Source organism: Lysinibacillus sp. FSL M8-0337 (assembly GCF_038593855.1).
GTDB classification, from domain to species: Bacteria; Bacillota; Bacilli; order Bacillales_A; family Planococcaceae; genus Lysinibacillus; species Lysinibacillus sphaericus_D.
Map to the genome: position 1 here is coordinate 4,486,113 of NZ_CP151996.1, position 23,297 is coordinate 4,509,409.

General features: G+C 35.9%; 23 protein-coding genes. 17 read left to right on the forward strand and 6 right to left on the reverse strand.

Annotated elements, in window-relative coordinates; all coding sequences use genetic code 11:
- Positions 1-6 precede the first annotated feature (6 nt).
- Positions 7-2,754, reverse strand: coding sequence for a CHASE3 domain-containing protein (locus MKY08_RS21925; protein ID WP_069514172.1), 2,748 nt, complete (start codon positions 2,752-2,754; stop codon positions 7-9).
- Positions 2,755-3,103: 349 nt separating this feature from the next.
- Here MKY08_RS21925 and MKY08_RS21930 point away from each other — a divergent pair, with 349 nt between their 5' ends.
- The 8 genes from MKY08_RS21930 to MKY08_RS21965 all read left to right on the forward strand — a co-directional run bounded on the left by MKY08_RS21930 (position 3,104) and on the right by MKY08_RS21965 (position 8,997).
- Positions 3,104-4,294 (forward strand): M14 family metallopeptidase, encoded by a 1,191-nt coding sequence (locus MKY08_RS21930; RefSeq protein WP_069514168.1) that lies wholly within the window; start codon positions 3,104-3,106, stop codon positions 4,292-4,294.
- Between the two features lie 176 nt (positions 4,295-4,470).
- Positions 4,471-4,800 carry a PadR family transcriptional regulator gene (locus tag MKY08_RS21935; protein ID WP_069514166.1) on the forward strand — a complete coding sequence of 110 codons (330 nt, stop codon included), beginning with the start codon at positions 4,471-4,473 and terminating at the stop codon, positions 4,798-4,800.
- Positions 4,797-5,204: a permease prefix domain 1-containing protein gene (locus MKY08_RS21940; RefSeq protein WP_024364301.1), complete on the forward strand. Its 408-nt coding sequence runs from the start codon at positions 4,797-4,799 to the stop codon at positions 5,202-5,204. The genes MKY08_RS21935 and MKY08_RS21940 overlap by 4 nt, the downstream gene beginning before the upstream one ends.
- 2 nt (positions 5,205-5,206) lie before the next feature.
- Entirely contained in the window at positions 5,207-5,866 is a 660-nt protein-coding gene (locus MKY08_RS21945) for a hypothetical protein (RefSeq protein ID WP_069514163.1), read from the forward strand.
- A 33-nt stretch (positions 5,867-5,899) separates the two neighbouring features.
- On the forward strand, positions 5,900-7,378 hold the full coding sequence (locus MKY08_RS21950; RefSeq protein WP_069514159.1) for a serine hydrolase domain-containing protein: 1,479 nt from the start codon (positions 5,900-5,902) through the stop codon (positions 7,376-7,378).
- A 93-nt stretch (positions 7,379-7,471) separates the two neighbouring features.
- Complete coding sequence (locus tag MKY08_RS21955) at positions 7,472-7,885, forward strand: MarR family transcriptional regulator (protein WP_069514156.1); 414 nt, start codon at positions 7,472-7,474, stop codon at positions 7,883-7,885.
- 174 nt (positions 7,886-8,059) lie between these two features.
- Positions 8,060-8,725 carry a hypothetical protein gene (locus tag MKY08_RS21960; RefSeq protein WP_069514153.1) on the forward strand — a complete coding sequence of 222 codons (666 nt, stop codon included), beginning with the start codon at positions 8,060-8,062 and terminating at the stop codon, positions 8,723-8,725.
- Complete coding sequence (locus MKY08_RS21965; RefSeq protein WP_256093270.1) at positions 8,725-8,997, forward strand: hypothetical protein; 273 nt, start codon at positions 8,725-8,727, stop codon at positions 8,995-8,997. The genes MKY08_RS21960 and MKY08_RS21965 overlap by 1 nt, the downstream gene beginning before the upstream one ends.
- A 65-nt stretch (positions 8,998-9,062) precedes the next feature.
- Here the strand turns inward: MKY08_RS21965 and MKY08_RS21970 are convergent, their stop codons facing one another.
- The gene (locus tag MKY08_RS21970; RefSeq protein WP_069514148.1) at positions 9,063-10,271 is read right to left on the reverse strand and encodes an MFS transporter; all 1,209 of its coding nucleotides are present in this window, start codon (positions 10,269-10,271) and stop codon (positions 9,063-9,065) included.
- Positions 10,272-10,480: 209 nt separating this feature from the next.
- On the opposite strand from MKY08_RS21970, the gene MKY08_RS21975 reads away from it, so the two are divergent.
- The 5 genes from MKY08_RS21975 to MKY08_RS21995 all read left to right on the forward strand — a co-directional run bounded on the left by MKY08_RS21975 (position 10,481) and on the right by MKY08_RS21995 (position 15,626).
- Entirely contained in the window at positions 10,481-11,197 is a 717-nt protein-coding gene (locus MKY08_RS21975) for a cytochrome c biogenesis protein CcdA (RefSeq protein ID WP_256093269.1), read from the forward strand.
- Between the two features lie 14 nt (positions 11,198-11,211).
- The gene (locus tag MKY08_RS21980) at positions 11,212-11,745 is read left to right on the forward strand and encodes a redoxin family protein (RefSeq protein WP_069514142.1); all 534 of its coding nucleotides are present in this window, start codon (positions 11,212-11,214) and stop codon (positions 11,743-11,745) included.
- A gap of 18 nt (positions 11,746-11,763) precedes the next feature.
- The gene (msrAB, locus tag MKY08_RS21985; protein ID WP_069514139.1) at positions 11,764-12,876 is read left to right on the forward strand and encodes a bifunctional peptide-methionine (S)-S-oxide reductase MsrA/peptide-methionine (R)-S-oxide reductase MsrB; all 1,113 of its coding nucleotides are present in this window, start codon (positions 11,764-11,766) and stop codon (positions 12,874-12,876) included.
- Between the two features lie 249 nt (positions 12,877-13,125).
- A complete protein-coding gene (locus tag MKY08_RS21990) occupies positions 13,126-13,893 on the forward strand; it encodes a response regulator (RefSeq protein WP_069514136.1) in 768 nt (255 codons plus the stop codon).
- A 2-nt stretch (positions 13,894-13,895) separates the two neighbouring features.
- The gene (locus MKY08_RS21995; RefSeq protein WP_069514133.1) at positions 13,896-15,626 is read left to right on the forward strand and encodes a sensor histidine kinase; all 1,731 of its coding nucleotides are present in this window, start codon (positions 13,896-13,898) and stop codon (positions 15,624-15,626) included.
- An 82-nt stretch (positions 15,627-15,708) separates the two neighbouring features.
- On the opposite strand, the gene MKY08_RS22000 is transcribed toward MKY08_RS21995, so the two are convergent.
- Together MKY08_RS22000 and MKY08_RS22005 are read right to left on the reverse strand one after the other, a co-directional pair.
- Positions 15,709-15,927, reverse strand: a complete 219-nt coding sequence (locus MKY08_RS22000; RefSeq protein WP_069514130.1) for a hypothetical protein — start codon at positions 15,925-15,927, stop codon at positions 15,709-15,711.
- 165 nt (positions 15,928-16,092) lie between these two features.
- The gene (locus tag MKY08_RS22005; RefSeq protein WP_235617058.1) at positions 16,093-16,242 is read right to left on the reverse strand and encodes a hypothetical protein; all 150 of its coding nucleotides are present in this window, start codon (positions 16,240-16,242) and stop codon (positions 16,093-16,095) included.
- Between the two features lie 232 nt (positions 16,243-16,474).
- On the opposite strand from MKY08_RS22005, the gene MKY08_RS22010 reads away from it, so the two are divergent.
- A complete protein-coding gene (locus tag MKY08_RS22010) occupies positions 16,475-16,966 on the forward strand; it encodes a hypothetical protein (protein WP_069514125.1) in 492 nt (163 codons plus the stop codon).
- A 151-nt stretch (positions 16,967-17,117) separates the two neighbouring features.
- On the opposite strand, the gene helD is transcribed toward MKY08_RS22010, so the two are convergent.
- Positions 17,118-19,442: an RNA polymerase recycling motor HelD gene (gene helD / locus MKY08_RS22015; protein WP_069514122.1), complete on the reverse strand. Its 2,325-nt coding sequence runs from the start codon at positions 19,440-19,442 to the stop codon at positions 17,118-17,120.
- A 461-nt stretch (positions 19,443-19,903) separates the two neighbouring features.
- Between helD and MKY08_RS22020 the strand changes: the two genes are divergently transcribed.
- Both MKY08_RS22020 and MKY08_RS22025 read left to right on the forward strand, forming a co-directional pair.
- Positions 19,904-20,536 carry a TetR/AcrR family transcriptional regulator gene (locus tag MKY08_RS22020; protein WP_069514119.1) on the forward strand — a complete coding sequence of 211 codons (633 nt, stop codon included), beginning with the start codon at positions 19,904-19,906 and terminating at the stop codon, positions 20,534-20,536.
- Positions 20,537-20,644: 108 nt separating this feature from the next.
- The gene (locus MKY08_RS22025) at positions 20,645-21,379 is read left to right on the forward strand and encodes a glucose 1-dehydrogenase (RefSeq protein ID WP_069514117.1); all 735 of its coding nucleotides are present in this window, start codon (positions 20,645-20,647) and stop codon (positions 21,377-21,379) included.
- A gap of 168 nt (positions 21,380-21,547) precedes the next feature.
- Here MKY08_RS22025 and MKY08_RS22030 read toward each other — a convergent pair whose 3' ends face one another.
- Positions 21,548-22,618 (reverse strand): DUF2920 family protein, encoded by a 1,071-nt coding sequence (locus tag MKY08_RS22030; protein WP_069514114.1) that lies wholly within the window; start codon positions 22,616-22,618, stop codon positions 21,548-21,550.
- Positions 22,619-22,927: 309 nt separating this feature from the next.
- Here MKY08_RS22030 and MKY08_RS22035 point away from each other — a divergent pair, with 309 nt between their 5' ends.
- Entirely contained in the window at positions 22,928-23,293 is a 366-nt protein-coding gene (locus tag MKY08_RS22035; protein ID WP_069514112.1) for a DUF2085 domain-containing protein, read from the forward strand.
- The last annotated feature ends 4 nt before the right edge of the window (positions 23,294-23,297 follow it).

A 23,297-nucleotide genomic window follows, 5' to 3' on the forward strand; every position in this document is an offset into this window, starting at 1 on the left:
TATTTTTTAACTCCCTTTAGAAACTAGCCATACGCGTAAGACCGATACTAATTGATCTAGATTTAACGGCTTACTAATATAATCAGATGCACCTGCTTCTAGAGATTTATCACGATCTGTATTCATTGCTTTTGCTGTTAAAGCGATAATTGGCAAATCTGTCAGCTTCATTTTCGTACGAATAATAGACATTGCTTCATATCCATCCATATTCGGCATCATAATATCCATCAGAATAAGATCTATTTTATGATTTTTCTCCATAATCTCTAAACATTCTAATCCATCTTTAGCAACGAGAATATTCATACCTCTTTTTTCAAGTGCTGCTTTCAATGCATAGATATTACGATAATCATCATCTACGATTAAAATATTTTTCCCTTGAAACACTTCTACTTCTTGTGGGGAAACCTGATAGCTTTCCTCTACTGGCTCTTCCACTTCTTCAACAAAGTCGTCGGCTTCCAGTGTAGCGACCACTTCAACATAAGCGGAATCTATGGCTGTCGTATTTAAGCCATTAGGTAAACTTGGAATAGTCAGCGTAAAGCTACTGCCTTTCCCTTCTTCACTTTGTAATGCAACCCAACCTCCAAGTAATTTTGCAAATTCCTTACAAATGGATAATCCAAGACCTGTTCCACCATATTTACGTACAGTAGCCCCATCTGCTTGTTGGAAGGATTCAAAGATTAGCTGATGCTTGTCCTTTGGAATACCTATTCCCGTATCAGATACCGTAATTTCAAGCCATTCTGTGCTTACTTCTTGCATATTAGTTGTTAGTTGTTGATGATCCAGCTGCTTAATATCTAAATGTACATAACCCTGTTCCGTAAATTTCAATGCATTTGACAATAAATTTTTTAAAATTTGTTGGAATCTCTTTTCGTCTGTATAGAAAATATCGACTACGTTTGCTGCTTTCGAAATATGCAATTCTAAATTCTTTTTCTTAGCTACTGGCGCAAAGACTTGCTCTAGTTGCATTGGCAATTCACTCATATTTACTTCGTCAAAAATAATTTCAATTTTACCAGCCTCAACCTTTGATATATCTAAAATATCATTGATTAATGCAAGTAGATCCTCACCAGAAGAATGAATGACTCTTGCAAATTCCATCTCTTCTTCCGTTAAATTATCGTTGCCATTCTCCGATAACATTTCAGATAAAATTAAAATGCTATTTAATGGTGTTCGTAATTCGTGGGACATGTTGGCTAAAAACTGAGATTTGTAATTAGAGTTTAATACAAGTTGCTCCGCACTATCTTCTAAATCTTTTTTTGCGCTCTCTAATTCTTTCGTTTTCATTTCAGCTTCTTTTGTTCTTTCTTCTAGCTGTTCATTGATCATCGTGAGCTCTTCTGTTTGCATTTGTAATTCTTCCGATTGCGTTTGTAGCTCTTCTGATTGGACTTGTAGTTCCTCTGTCATGGCTCTTGATTCATTTAATAGTCGAACAATTTCCATACGTCCTAAAATGCTGTTGACCGTTAATCCAAATGTTTCGATTACTTGGTTCACCAATTCCTGCTGTAACGCTGTATAACTCTTCATCGTCGCAAGTTCTACAACAGCTATAACCTCATCTTCGAATATAATAGGGAAAATAAAAATACTCTTTGGTGGCGCTTCACCTAAGCCTGTTCCGATTAAACGATAATCTTGCGAAACATCTTGATTAATGAAAACCTTTTTTTCAAGCGCACATTGACCAATTAAACCTTGTCCCATTTTAAATTGTACAATACCAACATTCTCTCCCACATCAGCAAAGGACGCTTTCTTCACAAAACAGACTTCGTTATTTTGCATTTCTCGCACATAAAATGCACCAAAAGACGATTGCGTTTTTTGCGCCATTTCTGAAAGAAAAGTTTCAGCCAATTTCGTGATAGCAGAAATACCTTGATATTTCGTAACGATTTCAGCGATATTAGCTTGTAGCCATTCTCTTCGCTCAAGTGTATCTAATAACTCATTTGTCGCATCTGCCAGCGCATTAATTTCGTCGTTCGTTTTAACGTGAATCCTTGTTCGATGGTTACCTTTTGAAGCAGCAATTTCTTGAATTGTTTGTGTGACCTCTGTTATTGTTTTAACGATTGAACGTGAAATCCCACTAGCTATAACAATCGCAATAAAAGATACAAGCACTAAGATGCCAAACAATGCCGTTGTTAAATTACTATTCGTCTTGTCTAACTGTTTTGCTTTAGCTTGCGTAAATGCGTTCTCATCTGCACGGAAAGCGTCAAACTGCTTTCGCATCGTGTCCATATCTTTGCGACCAACATCGACTTTAAAAAATTCTTGTAATGCTGCGGTATTCGTTTCTTTTTTTAATTTTATTGTCGGTTCACCAGATGTCGCTATCCAATGTTCTATCGTTGCCTTAATCGCATCTAACTTCTTTTGTTGATTGCCTCTATCCTCTAATAACTGATAGAGTTCATTATAGTCAATCTTCCAATTTTCTTCGGCATTTTCGTATGGCTCTAAATAGCTCGAATCACCTGTAATAATATAACCTCGTTGGCTCGTTTCCATATCTAAAATATATTTTTCAATACGATTAGTAAGTGTTTGAACTTGAGAATCATATTTAATAATAAAATTCCTTTCCTTTTGTAGGGAAGTAATTTGATTGTTTAATATAATCACTGAAGCAAGTAAACAAAGAATAATCACTACATAGCCGAGGGTAATCTTAGTCCGTATACCCATTTTCATTTTTTTATCCATTGTATTCCCTACCTTTGCCTGTCCTATCAATATATTAACAGTATAATGATGGAATTCAAATTGACAGAGTACCTTCACTTTTCATGACATCTAATTAAATTGCATATTTATAAATTTAGGAAATTTATTCTCCTCTACTTATTTCCCCCCATCAAAGCCATTTAATCTACTCATTTCAAAAATACCCGCTAACAATTAATGGAAATTTGTCTATTTATACATTTCTATTTATATTCATTATTTTGTCGACAAATTAAAGAAAGTCTTTGTTTTTAGAATTTGTTAATAAGCATTTTATAATTTCATATACATCTTATATTGAATGATTTTGAAATAAGGGGAGAAAAATGTGGATATATTTATTAGGCCTGGTGATTCACTGTGGTATTTCAGCGATTTGTTTAAAATACCCCTTCAACTACTCTTGGACTCCAATCGAAATATCAACCCTCAACTACTTCAAGTAGGACAACGCATTCAAATACCTGGTTATGTAACAACTAGTTATACCATTACCCAAGGCGACTCTTTGTGGCAAATCGCCCAAAGTAAAAATCTTCCGCTCAATGCCATTTTACTTGTCAATCCAGAAATCCAGCCAAGTCGATTACGCATTGGGCAGACAATACAAGTTCCTCAAAGGCTAACTTGGCGGCTCGTAAACGGCCAGCAAAATTATGATTACAGCATGATGATGAATGATATAAAAAAACTACAAACCGCCTATCCATTTCTTCAAAGCACATCCATTGGCAACTCCGTTTTAGCACAACCAATTCCTGAGATTTTAATTGGAAACGGCTCAAAACGCGTACATTACAACGGTTCCTTTCATGCAAATGAATGGATTACTACACCGACCATCATGACTTTTTTAAACGACTATTTACTCGCACTAACAAATCAAACGACCATTAGAGGGCTCTCGATGGGGCCACTTTATAACCAAACAACGCTATCACTAGTCCCGATGGTTAACCCCGATGGCGTCAATTTAGTTATCAATGGTCCACCAGCTAATGAAGCATTAAAAAATAAACTAATTGCTTGGAATAATAACAGTACAAACTTTTCTGGATGGAAGGCGAACATTAATGGTGTTGATTTAAACGACCAATTTCCTGCAAAGTGGGAGCTTGAAAATGCACGCAATCCACAAGCTCCAGGACCACGTGATTATGGAGGAGAGGCTCCGTTGACCCAGCCAGAAGCTATTGCTATGGCCGATTTAACAAGGAACAGCAATTTTGCTTGGGTTTTAGCATTTCATACGCAAGGCAAGGTCATTTATTGGGGATTTGAAAATCTTGAACCACCTGAATCACAAACAATGGTAGAAGAATTTAGCAGAGTAAGTGGTTATGAACCCATTCAATCTGCAAATAGCTATGCTGGTTATAAAGATTGGTTTATTCAAGATTGGCGCAGACCAGGCTTCACTGTAGAGCTAGGTAGCGGTACAAACCCGCTGCCAATTAGGCAGTTCGATACTATATACCAAGAAGCGTTAGGTATTTTTTTAGCCGGATTGTATTTATAACAACACATTTTGCTTTATAAACGTAACGAAGTCGACCATTCAGGATACTTGTCCTACTTGGTCGGCTTTTATTTTTTTATTTTTTCTATAAAGTACCAATTATTACTTTGACAGATAGAGTAATCTTTGCTAATATTACTCCATCAGATAGAGCAATAATTTTAAGTAGGTGACGTATGGTTCGAAGTGACATTATCCGTGGACACTTGGATTCAATTATTTTGCGGCTAATTTTAGAGAAGGATCGCTATGGTTACGAAATTTCCCAAGAAATAAGCATCCGGACAAATAATCGTTTTCAAATTAAAGAAGCAACTCTATACGCCGTATTTCAACGTTTAGAAAAAAAAGAAGTAATTGAAGCCTATTATGGCGATGTATCGCACGGAGGCAAAAGAAAATATTATCGTATTACCTCATTAGGCAGGGCTTATTTAAGCGAGCTTGTAAAAGAATGGGCAGAAGTGAAGGAAATTATCGACTTATTTATGGAGGGCTTAGAATGAAAAAAATTAAACATCATATTGATGAGCTATTTAAAGACATGCCACGCAATACTGAAACAGAAATGGTGAAACAGGAAATCATCGAAAACCTTGAAGAAAAAGTATTTTATTTAATGGAGCAAGGGAAGGAAGAAGAGGATGCCATCAATAAAGCAATCGTTGAATTTGGCGATATTGAAGATTTAAAAAAGGAATTGGGTGTAAAAGAGCCTGAAAAGAAAAGTATGGCTAAGTTAAATTTAGAATTTTCGCTATGGGGAAGTGGCTTAATAGCAGCGTTTTTTATTTTTATCAATCTTTATTACACACCCAATACAATTTGGGCAATCTACCCGATTTTCGCAATACTATGGTGGCCCCTTTCGATGTACTTCGTCTGGTCACGTAAGAAATGGAGTGAGTAAATATGAAACATTTTATTAGTTTTTCGGTTGTTGGCAGTTTGATGACTATGCTATTTTTAGGAATTGTTAATTATACAACAACCCCTCAAACAGTATGGTTTATTTACCCGTGTATATTGCTGTTGCTATGGCCAATCACTTTATATTTCATGTCAAAAAAACTATATAAACAATACGCCGTCATTTGTAGCGCCATGGTTATTGCTTTTCTCATTATTGAAAATCTATTGTATTCACCACAGCATTTATGGTTTATCTATGCTATTTATCCGATAGTATGGTGGCCCATTCTTATGTATTTAGAGGAAAAAGCGAAATCATTGAATATTGCACTGATTGGCTGTGCAAGCACCATCTTCTATTATTCATTCATTAATTTCATCATGTCCCCACAATATCCTTGGGCGATTTACCCAGCATTTTTAGTGATATGGTGGCCATTAGCTCTATATCATGCTCAAAAAAGGACGTTTGTTGCCTTCTCGGTTTATGCTAGCTTACACATCAGTATCTTTTTTATTATCGTCAACATTGTTTCTTCACCAAGTGTAATTTGGGCGATCTACCCAATATTCTTAGTTCTTTGGTGGCCATTAAGTATGTATTTTTATGTTTACAAAAGAAGACTTTATCAAAGTTCTACAATAAACAAAGATTATTAAACGACTACAATACAGTTAAAGGAATCATACTTTATGTATAAACAACAATCAGCTATACGGAAAATTTCCGCCATCTTCCTGCTCATACTATTCACTGTCAATGGCGTTGTATTTGCCAATAGCAATCCTGTCATGGATAAAGATAAAAACTTAGATATTTCTGCTATTGACGCATTTATGACAAAAGAAATTGACCGATTGCAGATCCCAGGGGCTTCACTCGCTATCGTTAAAGAAAACCAAGTTGAATATTTGCAAGGTTATGGTATTTCAAAACCTGATGGGACAAAAATGACACCACAAACACCTATCGTCATCGGCTCCGTTAGTAAATCATTTACTGCTCTTGCTATCATGCAGCTTGTGGAACAAGGGAAACTCCATTTAGATGATTCAGTGTCCTCTATACTACCAACGTTTCAACTTGCTAATAAAGAGGAAGCTAAAAAAATCACCATTCTACACTTGTTAAATCAAACAAGCGGTCTCTCTACATATGATGGTCAAGTATCAATATCCGACGGTGATCAAACATTACAAGAACATGTAAAAAGCTTAGCCACTATAAAGTTGGCATCACCTGTAGGTAGCCAATATGAATATTCGAATTTGAATTATAACGTATTAGGTGCAGTCATAGAGGAAGTTACAAATACATCCTATAAAAACTATGTAGAGGAACATATTTTTAAGCCGCTGGCAATGCACAATAGTTATGCAGATCCAAAAGATGATACCAACAATACTAGCGCTACGGGTTATCAAACTGTATTTGGATTTAAGATGCCTACAAAACAGTTAATCCATCGTGGCACTGTTTCTTCAGGATATCTTCTTTCTAGTGCTGAAGATATGGCAAATTACATGTTAGCGCACTTGAATAATGGTCACTTTAACGGGATAAACATACTATCACCAAACGCAATGAACAAATTACACCACCCTTTTGCATTTATCGGGGATAATACTTATTATGCAATGGGTTGGGAAGTAAAAAATACTATTATCTCCCATAATGGCTGGACAGAAAACACCTATTCAAAAGTGTTATTGGACAAAGAATACGGTATTAGTCTACAAATTAATGCGATGGATTATTTTAATTTAAATGAGTATGATGCCATCGTCAGTGGCCTTCATCAACTTGTTCACCAAGAACAACCCTCATTATCAAATAGTAAGCCATTTCTAAAATATATACTGTTCGATTTACTATTAGCGATCATGATTGCACTCATTGTTCGCTCTATCTATCAATTGTTTAAACGTAAAAAACCAAAAGTAACAACTTTCCATATGGCGTTTCATTGGTTCTCACTAGCCGTCTTTAACTTGCTGTTGCCTTCATTTGTTTTAATTCGTTTCCCGCAATTATTTGGTCCATTATCTACTGTAACTTTATTTGCACCTGGAATAGGACATTTGTTATTTATAATACCTGTATCGTTTTTAATAATAGGGGGCATCACGTTAGTTCAATACCTACTGAAGAAACCTGTACTAGGTTCATAAAGGTTACGTGGAATTTATAAATGGTTCACTTCACATAAATTATATATTTACTATATAATTTAATAAGTAAATATTTTAATGGGCTGTGATCATATGTCAAAAAATAATCCAATGCACGAAGTTGAAATCATCATGCGCGAAATGCTTGAAATACAGCAAAAATCTATGATGTTTGTGAATCTGCTGTCAGAAGGCGAAACATTATCTCAAAACCAACTTATCCTTCTTCTTCAGCTAAAAATCAACGGTGGTATGAAGGCAACAGAAATTGCTGATTTCTTCAGTGTAACCCCTGGGGCTGTTACATCTATGTGCGATAAATTGGAAAAGCTTCATTTTGTTCAACGCGTTAGAGAAAGTGAAGATCGACGTGTCGTAAACATGAAGTTAACGACAGAAGGAGAACAAAAAGTACAAGAAATTTTTTTAAAACTTCCACAAGAAAAACTAACAGAAATAGCAAATGTGTTAACGGATGTAAATCAGTTAATGCAAAAAATTTTTTAAGGATTTCAAACATTGAAATCCTTTTTTTATTGCCCTCATAACGGTATTTATTTTTCACCCATAGTCTAGGCAGTTTTTTTGTTCTTGACAAAATAGAGCGGCATATAATTTAATTAATATATGTTTTAATTATTGAAATATATATTAATTAAATTAAAAGAGGTGATAATTAGCATGACAAATGAACACATACCAAAGCAACGTAGTATTACGCTTACTAGTGGCAAAATTTATGATTTAATGCCCGACTGTGAACGGTTAAATATTCGCGGTGCAGTTGGTGTCCATCAACAAGTGAACTTAAAGACAATATCCACACATGGACATAGTGCCTTTCATTCCCGTGTTATTGCTCGTACTTTAAAAAATACAGGCTCTTGTAATATGAAAGATTATTGTGAAATAGGAGAGTTGACGAATGCGGGGAATTTAACCATTCGCTCTGGGGAAGTTTCGACTATTACGAGTACAGGAAAACTAACAATTGCACAATGCTTACATGCACAACAGTTCCAGGCAATCGGCTTTGTAAAAGCTCAAGAAATACAGGCATCACATTTTCACTTAAAATTGTCTGGTCCAAGTAGCATAACCCAACTCGTTGCAGATGACATCATCATAGAAAAAGATAAGTTCTCACTTTCCCTTCTTAGTAAAAAACTTCATTGTCATTCGATAAAGGGCAAAAATTTACACCTTGCTTACACAATTGCAGAGGTTGTAGACGGTACTGTTATTGAAGTTGGGGACCATTGTACAATACAGAAGCTTTATTACACAGAAAGTTATACCATTTCCCCCCTTGCGAAAGTACATCACATCATGAGGAGGGAACAATGATGAAAGTGTTTCGTGGATTTTTTTGTTCCTTAGCCCTTATTGTGCTTGCTGTTCTATACGTAGGATTGGTTGTAAGTGCCATAATATCCATACTTGCTGGTATTTTACGAACGGTAGGCATTGATGCAATAAAAATGAGCATTTGGCAAGGCATTGATCTTCCGGTTGCTTTCAGTATCCCTTTTGCACTCGTTATATCTGGCTTGCTGTTCTTTTGTTCGCTCTACATCAAACGTTCGATCACATTTTGTTTTTCAAAGCTAAAGTTTTAAAATGGGGAGTTGTGGTTTTAGTAAAGAGGTTCACAGTTTTATATCCTGCTTGAACCTCTTTACGCTTATATATTGGTCTTAATTTGCAGTGCCTGTTTATTCGTTGCAATATGGATCGCCATGTATAGGGCAAATACCAAACCAATTGCACCAAAAATAACAGCTACAAGCTGTAGAGAAAACCAGTCTGCCATTACGCCTAAACTAAACGTGAGTACAATTTGAATAACACTTTGCACAAGGCTGACAGCGCTACCGAATCGTCCCATTAAATGTGGTGGAATGTTTTTTTGGTAGACCGTATCAAATCCCGTATTGCTAAATGCCATAAAAACACCTAACGTGATAAAGCAACCTGTTGCAAACCAAATATTGCTGGACGCATAGAACAAAGTGTAGGATAACATCGTGCATGTTAGCCCAACTCCTATATAGGTAGTGATTGAAAATTTCTGTACTAATGCCATTGCCAATAACCCACCAACAATAGCCCCCACCCCTGCCACACTGACAAGTACGCCATACAAACTATCAGAAACTGATAAAACTTTCTTGATAAACGTCATTTCTTGCGAGTCTAATGCAAAAGCAACCATGAGCGCAATTTGATAGGCAATAAAAAATTTCAAAAATTGCCTTTGCTGTTGTATAAAAGTCCAAACGATTTTAAAGTCAGTTATCATTACTCGTATTGTAAGGACTCCCCGCGTCTCTTTCACTTCCTCTTCTAAATTCGGTAAAAGGGCAATCACCCATGCACAAACAAAAAATGTCACACTGTTTACCCACATTGCGATATTAATATTAAAAGTGGCAATAAGCACACCTGCAATGGCCGGGCCTAACATAAAAGAACCTGAATTGAATGTGCCTAGCAGTGCATTAAAACGTTGCTTATCTTCATCGTGCACGTATTTGGCAATATAATATGTACTACTTGGTCCAAAGAAACTACTAGCGATATTCGCTAAAAATAATAAGCCGTAGACAAGCCAGATAGATGTCATAAAGGGCATTAAAAAAACAATGAGTCCACGTAAAACATCCATCGCAATCATAATGTGTCTTTTATTTGACCGATCAATAATAGAACCTGCCACAAAATTTGTCAGGATGCGGGCAATCGGACCAACAATAAAGATACCTGCTACCGCTGTTGCTGAATACGTTAAATGCCAAACCATTAAGTTTAAAGCAACGAGATAAATCCAATTCCCTAAATAAGAAAAGCCAAATCCCCCTAATAACAAGCCATAGTTCCGAAAAATCTTCATAGCAACCCCTCCCCACTTTATCTTACCAAAATTTTGAAAAAACAGTGTTTTCGTTAATAGCTTCTTATCCTAAATGCACAAAATCCACTAAACTTACACACTTATCATTTTTACAAGATGATTTCTAAGAGTTTCATAAAATCATTCTATGTTGCTTTGCATTCACTTTTCTTACTATAAAACTATACAAGAAAGGTGGTGCTTCAATCGTGGACGGGCAGCTTTTATTCAGTACTGTTTTTATTGCGGGAATTCTTTCTTTTCTCTCCCCCTGCATTGTCCCTTTACTACCGGTTTATTTTTCAGTTTTGTCAACGAATGAAAGTGGAACTGCTATGCAACAAGGCTTCTCTATCGGTAAATGGCAAGTAAATACACATCTACTATTTAAAACGATTATTTTTGTTGTCGGTCTTTCGACAAGCTTTGTGATTTTAGGATTTGGCGCCGGTTTTCTTGGTTCGGTCATTAATACAGACTGGTTTATCGTCGTCTGTGGGGCAGTAGTCATTTTGCTCGGTCTACATCAAATTGGCTTCATTAAATTAGCCGTGCTTCATAAAGAAACGAAAGTGCAGCTAACACGAAGTAATAAACGTGACTTACTCGGCACCTTTCTTTTAGGTCTAACATTTAGTATGGGCTGGACACCTTGTATCGGACCAATTTTAGGAGCAGTGTTAGGCTTATCAGCAAGTGAGGGGCAAGCAACTTATGGGGCGCTGATGATGTTTTTCTATGCTCTTGGATTACTAATTCCCTTTTTAGTTCTTGCACTTTTCTCCGATTTCCTTTTACGACATGTTACAAAAATCAATAAACATACAAAGAAAATTAAAATTGCCGGTGGTGTCATGATTATTTTCATGGGGATTGTTTTAATGACAAATAATTTAAATCTATTATTAACATTCATTCCACAATAGAAAGGAGATTTAGTATGAATTATTTAAAACATCTTGTTATTTTGTTCGTAGCAGCCCTTTTTTTAGGGGCGTGTTCTGCAGATTCCAAAAATACAGCTACTACCACTGCAGCGGCTAGTAACGAGGGCATTATGGCCCCCTCCTTTAACTTAGTTGATGTTAAAGGGGATAGTTATAATCTTGCTGACTACAAGGGTAAAAAAGTGTACGTAAAGTTTTGGGCTTCGTGGTGCTCTATTTGTTTAGCTGGCTTAGAAGAACTAAATACATTGGCTGGTGAGGAACAGGATTTTGTTGTCTTAAGCATTGTTTCGCCGAACTTTAATAATGAAAAAGACAGTGATGCATTTATTAAATGGTTTAATGGAGTTGAAAACACTTCAAATATTAAAGTGCTATTAGATGAAGATGGCGCCATTGCAAAACAATACAATGTGCGAGCTTATCCAACGTCTGCCTATATTGGATCTGATGGCAAGCTAATCCAAACGCTCCCTGGCCATGTAGGCAATCCACAAATTATTGAGAAATTTAAAAGTATCCAATAATAAAGGGAGGAATCTCTAATGAAGATAAAATTATTTGGCGTATTAGTAAGTATCTTACTACTTTTATCTGCATGTTCAGCAGACACTTCTCTGTTAGCAAGTAATGCAAGTACCGCACAAGCACAATCTAAATATCCACCAAACCCTAACGTCAATGTCAGTTTTGATACAAATAATTTAAAAGATATTTGGCTTGCAGGTGGTTGCTTCTGGGGTGTAGAACATTATATGGCGCGTGTTTACGGTGTCTATGATGCCGTATCTGGTTATGCAAATGGCAACACAGAAAACCCAACCTACGAAGACGTCATTTGGAAAAATACTGGCCATGCAGAAACAGTTCATGTGCGCTATGACCCTGAACGTGTTGATTTAGAAAAACTATTAGCACATTTCTTTCAAATAATTGACCCAACGTTACTCAATCAGCAAGGAAATGACCGTGGTACCCAATATCGTACAGGTATTTATTATACAGATGAAGCCGACAAATCAATTATTGATAAAGTTATAGCAAAAGAACAAGAACGCTATGATAAGCCTATCGTGACCGAGGTGGAACCACTTGTGAACTTTACAATTGCAGAGGAGTACCACCAAGATTATCTTGAAAAAAACCCAGATGGCTACTGTCATGTAAAGTTTGATTCTTTGGAAAATCAAGAAATACCATCACTCATTGATCCTGCACGATATCCAAAGCCAAGCGACGATGAAATTAAAAAAATATTAACAAAAGAACAATATCGAGTAACACAAGGCAATGGTACAGAAATGGCTTACTCCAATGAATACTGGGATAATTATGATCCAGGCATTTATGTTGATATTGTTACGGGCGAGCCGCTTTTTTCATCAGCGGACAAATATGATTCGATGTGCGGTTGGCCAAGCTTTACAAAACCAATTGACCCAGCAGTAGTGCTTGAATATGAAGATACAAGTTATAATATGATTAGAACTGAAGTGAGAAGTCGCAGTGGTGATAGCCACCTAGGGCATGTATTTAATGACGGGCCTAAAGATCGTGGCGGCTTACGTTATTGCATCAATAGTGCTGCCATTAAGTTTATTCCACAAGCCGAAATGGAAGCAGCAGGTTACGGGTACTTAGTACATCTCACAAAATAATGCCGGTGCCAGTCACTTAAACAATTCTGAAACAATTTAAAAATCCACGTAGACTTTCGGAATGCACAAAAACATAAGCCGCAACAGGCTCGCGCGGTTAGCGAAGAATGTTGCGGCTTACGTCGTGCCCGCAGAAAACATAGTAGTTTTTTCGCATACCAAGTGCCCATCCACATCGCATGCATGCTTAGTTGTCAATGAATGAAGGAATAGCTCTTTTTTTATGAATGTTTTTAAAGAGGTGATGTCATGTATACATTATTGGTCGTCGATGACGAAGCTATTATCATTAAAGGAATTCGCTCATTTGTTCATTTCGAGGAGCTTTCTATTACAACGGTACTTGAGGCTTCAAATGGTGAAGCCGCACTTGAAATTTTCAAAAAACATAGCCCTGACCTTATATTAGCGGACATCAATATGCCGAAAATGAACGGTCTTGATTTTGCCATTGCGGCAAAGGCACTAAAACCAGATGTAAAAATTGCTATTATTACAGGCTATGACTATTTTGATTATGCTGTAACAGCGTTAAAGGCTGGCATTGATGACTATGTTCTAAAACCAGTCTCTAAAAAAGACATTCAAGAAACATTAAAAAATCTGATTGAAAAACGGCAAGCAACACAAAGCCAGCATGAAATATCGCGGCTTGTCGAAGGAATATTAAACGACACAAAAGTACATGATGATACGGGTTATAAAGCCAAAATTCAAAAGGAGATTGACCGCAATATTGCCAATGTCGATTTCTCTTTAAGCTACTTAGCAAAACAACTGGCGCTAAGTAATTCTTATTTGAGTAGCTTGTTTAAGAGCCTGTACGGCAAAAACTTTCAAGATTATATGCTCTCTATTCGCTTAGACCGAGCGAAAATTTTTTTACTTAGCACTGATATGAAAGTATATGAAGTAGCAGCAGCTGTCGGCTTTGACGACCCTAATTATTTCAGTGCCACATTTAAAAGGAAATTTGATGTTTCTCCGAATCAGTTTAGAGAAAAAATGAGGGAATAGTAATGAAGAAGTCCAATATGCTGAAAACTTTACGCATGCAAATAGCCCTTCACTATTTAAAAGCAAGTGGCGTTATTTTGTTATTAATGGGCGGCATTTTATATTATAGTATTTCCTCTGTTGTATTGAGTGAAGCAACTTCTAGTACGAAAACAGCAGTAGAAAAGAGCGGTATGTATATTGACCTTTATATTGAGCGCCTAAAAGCGGTGTCTGCTTTACTTGCTGAAAACCCTCAGCTTGTATCCTATTTTTCAAGTACAGAGCGCGATCCCGCTATGAAGCAAAATTTACTGTCGCTGATTCGGACAACGATGACAACCGATCCATTTATTCAATCGGTCGTTATTGTGAGTAAAGATGGGCAAGTACTTTCCAATGAAAAAGGGTTAATTATGAGTATGTCGAGCAATATGATGAAGGAACAATGGTATATGGCGGCTGTTAATAACGGTAGCAAGCCCGTTTTAACCTCTGCACGGATGCAGCATTTTTCAATGGATAAAGACAACTGGGTTATCTCGATTAGTCGCGAAATAAAAAATAATGAAGGGCAAAATATTGGCGTATTGCTTATCGATATCCAGTATAAAGTAATTGAAGACTTTTTAGCTAATTTAGATTTAGGGAAGAATGGCTTTTCTTTCATTATCAATGACCAAGGCGAAGTTGTTTATCACAGGGATACAGCGTATTTTGCAGACTCCATGAAACAACAACAATTACAGCAAATAATCGCCAATCAAGCAGGCTATGATAAAGAAAAAAATACGTTAACGCACACCTATAAGTTAATGAATGCAGACTGGACGTTTGTTGGTGTCTCTTCGCAAGATGGATTGTTAATGATTAAAAGGCAATTGCTCGAAATCTTTCTGTTAGTAGGAACTGTTCTCTTTATTATTGCTGCTGTTAGTGTTGCATTATTCGCTGGGCGCATTACGAAACCATTCCAACGTTTAGAAAAAGCTATGCAAACTATCGAATATGGCTTAAAAGAGGTGCCTATTGATGCCAAAGGATGCTATGAGGCACAAAGTTTAGCAAAACATTTCAATAGTATGATTGTCCAAATTGAAAAATTAATGCAAGAAATTACTGAAAAAGAGAAGCACTTAAGAGCGACAGAAATTAGTGCGCTCCACAGTCAAATTAATCCGCATTTCTTATACAATACATTAGATACAATTGTGTGGATGGCTGAGTTTAATGATAGTGAGAAAGTGATAGAAATTACAAAAGCACTCGCCCAGTTTTTCCGTCTTTCACTAAGTGGTGGAAATGAACTGACAACCGTAGAAAATGAATTAGATCATGTTCGTCAATATTTATTTATTCAAAAAGAACGTTACGGGGAGAACTTAAATTACACGATTGTCTGTGAACCAGCCATACGCAATGTACAACTGCCTAAAATCCTTTTACAGCCCATCGTAGAAAATGCTTTATATCATGGAATTCGAAGTCTTTCTCATATTGGTCATATTTATATTAGTGCAAAACTTACTGGTAGTGATGTAGAGCTTAGCGTCCAAGACAACGGACAAGGCTTCGACGTCAATAAATTAAGCAAGAACCCAAGTGAAAAGCGCACAAAACTTGGTGGCGTTGGCATTAAAAATGTTGATCAGCGCATTAAACTCTATTATGGACCTGATTATGGCATTACCATTGATTCGAGTATCGGCATCGGAACAACAATTTCTATTAAAATTCCATCAACACTAAAATAATAAGCTCATTCTTTTAAAAAGGACTAAGGTATAGACGCCTTAGTCCTTTAACTCAATGTATTGAATAGTTGTCAAATACAAACTAGTGCCATGCAGTCCGTTCGCTTACGGGTTGTCGTGCGGCATTTTCCCCTTGTGCTTCAGGAAAGTTATTTGCTTGTGCTATAGCCCCATCAAAATCAAACTCAGAGCCAAACTCTCCTTGATAGAGCTTCTTACCATTTTGATTGACTTCTTGTTTTTTCGCACTGAACTTGTCCTTGGCTTTTGCATTGTTACGATTTGTGTTTATATTTGACATAGCCATCCTCCATTGATTTTTATTGAAAAGGAATCGAACTGCGCGATTACTTTTCATCTTAAAGTTTGGCCAGGCTGATGGACTTTTATTTATACATGAATTCATTTATGCAAAAAAAGCACAGTCTGTACTTTTGCTTTTCTAGACGTTTAATAAAACTTGTATTTAAAACAAGTTAGCTAAAAAGTCTTGAACAGTTTTAGGTAACATTTGAAAGAATAGTCCTTCATATTTAATATCGAGCAGACCCGCAATAATAATAAGAATAACGATGAATGCTAAAAAGGGTTTCTTATTTTTAGAAATCCAATTCAAAAGGCTTCCCTCCTTAGAAAAATTACGTTTTAGTTCTAGATAAGTATATAGTGATTTAAGTAAAAAATATATTATTCCTTTGTATAAAAAAATAAAGCGACATATTTTGAGTCACCCCTAATAGGCTTGTTACATAGATTACAATGACACTGTATGAAGGGATGTTGAATTTCCTACAGGAAGTGAAGTTGCCTTCCATAATCGCTTATACTTTTTTAAGAAAGGAATGGCTATGGTCAATTTTAAATTTTTTCAAGGTATCGTTACACAGATAAATGATTTTGCTGTCGGACAGAATGGGGAAAATGAGGGTTGTTATACTTTAATGACTGTAGAAGACGGTGCTGGTGGCATCGTTAATTTTGTTATTTCACCTTCTACTTACTTTGTAAATCAAGAAATTGTGAGCCGTGGGGATCGCATTGTTGGGTATTATGATGGGAATGCACCTGCCCCAATGATTTATCCTCCCCAATATCAAGCACTAATCGTTGCAAAAGAAAACAGCTATCAAAATATAAAAGTCGACTTTTTTAATTCGCAATTGTTGAGTAGTGATGGGCAATTACAATTAAATATTGCTCCCTACACGCCAATTTTACTTAAAAATGGGCAACCGTTTTCAAAAAGCCCTGCAAATCGCACCCTTATTGTTGTCTATGGACCTACGACAAGAAGCATTCCCGCCCAAACGACACCGCATGAAATAATTGTTTGGTGTTAAGCTTTTACACAGCAAATTGAATAATGATGAAATTACCTATTCGATAAAAACCCACGCTCTTTCCACAGGCACAACGTAAGCCGCAACTTACAATTGTTGCGGCTTACATCCTGTGCGTCTTGGAAGGCAAATTGTTTGAGTGACTGGCACCTCAATTTTCCTGTATAGCATTGCGTAAAAGTGGGCTCGGTTCTCCTACGCTATATAGTTGCAAATAATGCATGGCTCTCGTGCAGGCAGTGTAGAAAACTCTACATAAACTGTCATCACCATATATGTGCTCAGATGCATCATAGATGATAACCGCTTCAAATTCTATTCCTTTGGATAAATAGGATGGAATAATGACGACACCTTGTTCGTACTCCGGTGAGCCATTTTTTATAAGCTTCACATCCTCAATATTGGTTAAAGCTTCATATGCATGTTTGCTTTCCTCAGCAGTTTTGCAGATAATGGCGATACTATTATAGCCGTCTTTTCGCAAAGCTTCGACTTTCGTTGTAATAGCATGATGTAAAGCTGCACGATCCGATAATTGTGTTAGCACAGGTAATGCGCCATCTCGTTCAAACGGCATAATGCGTTCGCCATTCGGCACTAGTTTACGTGTAAACTCGATAATCGGTTTTGTCGAGCGATAACTACGCGTCATCGTAATGACTTCTGTTTCATCAGGTCCATATAGGCTACTTAGAATATTAAAATCAATCATTTCGCTAGCATGTGCGAAGATTGCCTGATTAAAATCCCCTAGCACCGTCATCCTTGCAAAAGGAAATAAGCGTTTTAAAAACTCGAATTGAAATGGTGAATAGTCCTGCGCCTCATCCACAAGAATATGCTTGATTGCGCTATTCGTTTGAAAACCTTGAATCAATTCTTTCATCAATAAAAACGGAGTAGCATCTTCGTAATATAATTTATCTTCATCTAGCATCTCTCGCGTTACTTGGCAAATAGCCTCCCACTCTACTGGTGTTTCACCATCTACCCACTGTTTTATTTGCTCAGGTTCTATAAACAACCGCTTGTAGATTTCCTTAATGTCGATAAATTGTAACGCACGAATCCGTTTTCGCAATGTCTTCAATTTCTTAGATACAATCAATCGCGCGAGTTTATGAGGCTCCATCTCATAATCGGCTATCGTCTCTCTTACAAAGCCTTGCTTTTTAGCTAAATAGACGCGTGCCTTATGGTATTCTTCATTACTGAGCAACTCAATTTCTTCTTGCACCCATTCCTTTTTCCATTCAACTTTTTCGGTTTCTTTTACTTTCTTTAAAATCCATTCTGTTAATTTTTCCAGTCGATTATGGAAGTTAAGTGACGTGTCGTTACGATAAAATTGTTCCCCAATTTGTTGTGCAGTAAGTATCGGTTGTCCTCTGAAGTAAATGTCCTTGAATATCATGCCATTAAACTCTAACGACTTTCTGTACGCTTTAATAACTTCAAAAAAGCGCGTAGATGCTTTGAAGCGAATGTTCGCCACTCTTACACTATGCGTAGGCGTATGGGCTTCAGTTAAAACATATTCCAATTGTTCATACGGATTTTCAACATCGAACTCTTTACTTAGTCGGTGATGTAGGTACTCCTGAAACGTTACTTGCTGCATATTTTCTTCGCCCAGTTCAGGCAATACATTAGAGACATAGCTGTTAAACATAGCATTAGGTGAAAATAAGATAATTTGATCTGCATTCAGTCTGTCGCGGTATTTATAAAGCAGATAAGCAATTCGTTGTAAAGCTGCTGAAGTTTTCCCACTGCCAGCTGCTCCATGTACAATAAGCAACCTGCCTTGATCATGGCGGATAATTCGGTTTTGCTCCTGTTGAATCGTGGCGACTATACTTTGCATATGTTTGTTTGTACCTTGCCCTAGCACTTGCTGTAAAATTTCATCTCCAATTGTCAAACTTGTATCAAACATGGATTGAAGTACCCCTTCACGAATTAGGTATTGCCACTTTTTCTCTAATTCCCCGTAAATAATGCCTTCCGGTGTCGTGTACTGGGCAGGGCCTGGCATGTAATCGTAGTAAACACTCGAAATAGGTGATCTCCAATCGTAAATAAGGAAATCCTCCCCGCTTTTATCCATAAGCGATGAAATACCAATATAGACTTGTTCTTTCACTGACATACCTTCTCCTAAAAAATCAATTCGACCGAAGTAAGGCACTTTCTGCATCCGACGCAGTGTAGACAATCTTTTAGAAGCATGTTTGTGTGTGCTTTGACTGACAGACAGTGCTTGCGTTTCTTGTCTTAAGCCGATAATCGTCTCAAGGTAATCATCGAAGGTATCCATATTGACCTTAATTTCGTCCCAAAAATGTTTGCGAATATTTACTACTTCATTCTTACGCTGTAAAGTTTCTTTCTCCAACTTACTCAATTGCTCTGAAATAGTCTCCATAACAATGTCCAAACGTTGTTGCTCTTGCTGAAACTCCGACTTCATCGCATTCACTCCTTAAAAATTAAAGTATATGGGTTGACTTATGAAAAACAATGCTCTATAATTAAAATAGAGATATTATACACTTTTAAATATAAAGTGCCTATCTATATAAATTTAACACATGCTCACATTTTTATCAATGGATTGAGCATCTTTTCTATTTTTATAAATTAACATCGCAAACACTTCTAAGATGCCACTTAGAGGTGTTTTTTATTTAGAAAAAAGCACCGCTCTAAAAATTTAGAGCGGTGCTTTTCTATTTTAGCAACCCATGCATTCATTGCTTACTTTTTATTTTTGTGTACAAACCACACTACTACAAGCATAAAGAAATACGTAGAATTAGCTGCTCTTGCTTAGCCTTCGTACTAGTTACTGGTTTCCTGCAATGCGAGCACAAGTTGATAGCAAGTAAACATGCTACAATTAATGTAAGAAGAACAGTTGGAGTGACGAAAATGAGTAAACGAGAACAACAAAAACAACAACGTCGCCAAAATATTATCCAAATTGCCAAGGATTTATTTTTAGAGCAAGGCGTTCAAAACATACAGATGCAAGACGTGGCAGATGCCGCTGGGGTTGGGATTGCAACAATATTCCGTTATTTCCCTAAAAAAGAGTATTTAGTTATTGCAGCTTCCAATACTATTACGAATGAAATGGCAACAGATATAGGGAGGATTGTCGAGCAGACGATTCCAGCTTTTGAAAAAATCGAGCAAATTTTAGATTATTATATAAGTGGCACAAAGGACCCACAGCTACGTTTAGCAAAGTTTTTTGAGTCCTTTGATTTATATGAAAAAATAGCTGCTGAATCAACGGAGCAATATGCGGAATACTTATTTGCTCGAAGCAAATTAGCTAGCATTTTATTAGCATTAGCTGAGCAAGGCAAGCAAGATGGCTCATTAAGAACCGACATTGATTTAGATGTTTTTATTATAACGATGGTACAAAATTTTAGTTTATTTACATTTAAATCAAGCCTGACAACCCATGATACGAACCTCTCTTCATTCCTTTCAGCGGACAAGCAACTCGCGATGATAAAGGATGTATTTTTAACCTATATTCGACCACAATAATAGGGTAGTCGTTTGAATTGACATTCGAACTAGAAAGTTGTTAACTAGGAAGTATAAAGTGATAGTTAACTATCACATTTTAAAAATGACGTTTAGGGGGCTTTTTATATGAGTCGTTTATCAGGTAAAGTAGCAATTATTACAGGCGCTGCACAAGGTATGGGTGCTGCACATGCTAAATTATTCGTAGAGCAAGGTGCAAAAGTTATTTTAACAGATTTAAATGAAGAAAAAGGCCATGCATTCGCTACTGAATTAGGTGAAAATGCAATTTTCGTTAAACAAAATGTTACTTCTGAAGAAGATTGGGCTACAGTCATTGCAACTGCAGAAGAAAAATTCGGTCCAGTAAACGTATTAGTTAACAACGCCGGTATTACGATGGCGAAAAATATGCTTGATATGACATTAGAAGAATACCGACGCATTGTGGATATTAACCAAGTATCAGTATTTTTAGGTATGAAAGCGGTAGCAGCTTCAATGATGAAAGCTGGTAGCGGTTCAATCGTCAATATTTCTTCAATGAACGGTTTAGTTGCTGGTGCTGTAGGATATACAGATACAAAATTCGCAGTACGTGGTATGACAAAAGCAGCTGCAATCAATCTAGCACCAATGGGTATTCGCGTAAATTCAGTGCACCCAGGCGTCATCGCAACGCCAATGGTTGTACAAGAAGATACAAAAGCTGCAGTAGAAGAATTCTCTAAACATATTCCATTAAAACGTGTAGCACAACCAGAAGAAGTATCGAATATGGTGCTATTTTTAGCTTCTGATGAATCTAGCTATTCAACAGGTTCAGAATTCATTATCGACGGCGGATTAACTGCGCAATAATAAGTAATCCACAACTGAAAAAGTGTTAGATTGACAGCGTCAATCTAACACTTTTTTATTTCTTCATTATTGAGGATAAGCTGTAGTTAAGGGATAAATTATTATTAACATCTTTTACTATTCAAAGCATTCTAGTTTTTTATATATTTTTGTATCCCGAAACACATTTTAATTAATACTAAAAATTGGTAGACCCTGGCTAGTGTCTAAAATAAATTCTAAATCCCCAATTGCGAAATTCTTTCTTTTTTCTATTAATTCATCACTAGCTTTTTTTTCAAAACTCAACGCATAGTTGAATAGCTCTAAAAAGTCTGCATCTAATCCATGTTTATGTGATTTATACTTAATATTATCAATATCAGATTCAGTTATTAATATGTATTCAGCATTGCTTATATTGTTCATTAATTTTATCTTTTCTTGATAATCTACTAAATTATCATCTGTTCCTTGGAATGTTAGAATTTGCGCTTTATTTTCAAAGCCTTTATAGATTTCAAATAAATTGAGATTATCTTTGTTTTTTATAATGTCTTTTGCAATGTAATCAAATTCAATTAATAATTTCGAGTTTTCAAATCTATTAAATAACTGTCTATTCTCATGTAAGTATAATGGTTCTATCCAAGCACTGTTATCTATAATAAAAGAAAACGGTTCATACATTTTATTGCACAAATGCAATAAAAATGCTCCGTGAGAATGTCCATATCCAATTAATCGTTTAGTATCAAATTCAATTTTATTATCAACTAAGATAATTTTTAAAGCTTCAATGGCAGTTATAATATCTATAGCTTGCATAAAGCCCATATCATTAAATTCATCTAGGTCTTCTTGTAAATCCTCTGCAACTTGGATAGTTAGTTCTTTATTTGTTATTAATTCTAGTATTGTAGCTTTTTTGTCAGCTACTAATGCTAACTCATCTCTACTAAGTATTTCTTTAACTTTGGATTGATCTATAGAAATATTTTTTGCACCTTGCATAAATCTGTTTCCGAAATAATCACATTGCATTGTAATTAAATTATATTGATCAGCAAAGGTTTCACGCATCTTTTTATATACTTTAGAATCAACATTCCCTCCAAATCCAGGAACAAAAACGACAATACCAGTTTCGTTATTGGTGCCTTGTGTAGGTAAGGAAAAATCTATCCTTAGTTCTCTTCCATTTTTTCCATTATAAAGATTAGGGTGAGCAGATATTTTTATACTTTCAGAGTGTGCCATAATTTTCCCCCTTTTAACTAAGTACAATTATACATAATATTACTTATTTATAATATGGTTCTCAATAACCTGTTTAATTGCCTTTTTAGATTCATGGGAAAATTAAATTTCTTTTCAACAGCTCTAAATCAAATGGCATATTACATTTCAGAATAGCTAAAAACTTCTTTCAAACATCTATAATTTCGCAAAAAATTACTATGTATTATTTTACCTTACATTACAATAAAACTAAAATTATGTATTGTATTCACTAGTTTCCATTTTTGTTATATACTATACGCTAGAATAATAAAGGAGCTTACAAAAATGGCAAAAAATATTAATTTTTTATTGCAAGTTTTTTTCTTTTGCCATCAAAGACCAGACCGCTCATTCCATTATAAAGGGAAAAAGTTCCCTTTATGTGCAAGATGTACTGGGATGGCGGTAGGATATCTCTTATCCATCATGTTAGTGATACTTTTAGGTTTAATAGATTTGCGGATTATCATATTACTAATTTTACCAATGGCTATTGATGGTTTTGGACAATTATTTGGTAAATGGACAAGTACTAATAATAGACGGTTCCTTACTGGTTTATCGGGTGGTATCGGTATTATATATATTTTCTACATTATGGGTTACCAATTTTTTTTATTGGGTCAAAATGTTGGAAGAAATCTACAATAAATTA